1 protein-coding gene is annotated in these 1,267 nt (G+C 65.2%); it reads right to left on the minus strand.

The annotated features are described in order from the left end of the window. Window position 1: 1 nt before the first annotated feature. Window positions 2-1,243 carry an arginine deiminase gene (gene arcA / locus DW925_RS10010; protein ID WP_117584235.1) on the minus strand — a complete coding sequence of 414 codons (1,242 nt, stop codon included), beginning with the start codon at window positions 1,241-1,243 and terminating at the stop codon, window positions 2-4. Window positions 1,244-1,267 lie beyond the last annotated feature (24 nt).

Below are 1,267 nucleotides of genomic sequence, written 5' to 3' on the forward strand. Positions count from 1 at the left end.
CTTAGAGGTCCTCGCGCCAGAAGGGCATGCTCATGCAGCGCGGGCCGCCGCGGCCGCGAGAGAGCTCGGCGGAGGGCACGACGAGAAGGTCCAGGCCCTCCTTGTACAGCACGTCGTTGGTGACGGTGTTGCGCGCGTAGACGCAGATCTTGCCGGGCTCGACGCACAGGGTGTTGGAGCCGTCGTTCCACTGCTCGCGGGAGGCCGCGATCGGGTCGCCGCCGCCGCAGGGGATCAGCTTGACCTGGTCGACGCCGGTGGCGTCCTCCAGGACGTGCTCGAGGGTGTCCTCGATCAGGCGGATGTTCACGTCGCCCGGGTTCTTGCCGGCGGTCAGCTCGTAGACGCGCAGGGTGCCCATGATGGCGGGGTGGATCGTGAACTTATCGACGTCGATCTGGGTGAAGACCGTGTCGAGGTGCATGAAGGCGCGGGAGACCGGGATGTCGAAGGCCAGGATGCGCTCGACCTTGGAGTCGGAGTTCCAGAAGATGTTCTGGGCCATGACGTCGATGGCGGCCGCCTGGGTGCGCTGGGAGATGCCGACGGCGAGGGTCTTCTCGTTGATGTTCAGCACGTCGCCGCCCTCGGTGTGGAACTGGCAGTCGCGGCGGAAGTACAGGGAGACGTCCTTGTAGTCGGGGTGGTACTTGAAGACGTACTTGCCGTACAGGGTCTCGCGGTTGCGGGTGACCGAGTACATGCGGTTGAGGTTGACGCCCTCGCCGACGACCGCGAACGGGTCGCGGGTGAAGTAGAGGTTGGGCATCGGGTCGATGATCAGGTCGGACTCGGACTCGGAGTTGACCAGGGAGTCGAGGGTCGTGGACGCCGTGAGGGGCATGTCGATCTCGGCCTTGGTCATGCCGGCCATGGTCTTCTTGACGAACTCGAGGTTGTCCTCGATGGAGTCCAGCTTCTCGCGGACGATCTGCGGCATCTGCTGGCCGCGGATGCCTGCCTCGGCGATGTACTGGTCGGTGAACTCGGCGCGGGCGCCGGGGACCTGGTCGAACACCTCTGCGACGAGGTTCTCGAGGTAGAGCACCTCCACGCCCTGGTCCTTAAGGATCTGGGCGAAGGTGTCGTGCTCCTGCTGCGCGACCTCCAGGAACGGGACGTCGTCGAACAGGAGTCGCTCGAGCTCGTCGGGCGGCAGGTTGAGGAGCTCGTCGCCGGGACGGTGCAGGCAGACCTTCCTGAGCTTGCCGATCTCGGAAGGCACGTGCAGACCTTTCGTCATGGCCTCCTACCTTTCTTTCGGGCC

Origin of the sequence: Collinsella sp. AM43-1 (assembly GCF_003467925.1) — a bacterium.
Classification (GTDB): domain Bacteria; phylum Actinomycetota; class Coriobacteriia; order Coriobacteriales; family Coriobacteriaceae; genus Collinsella.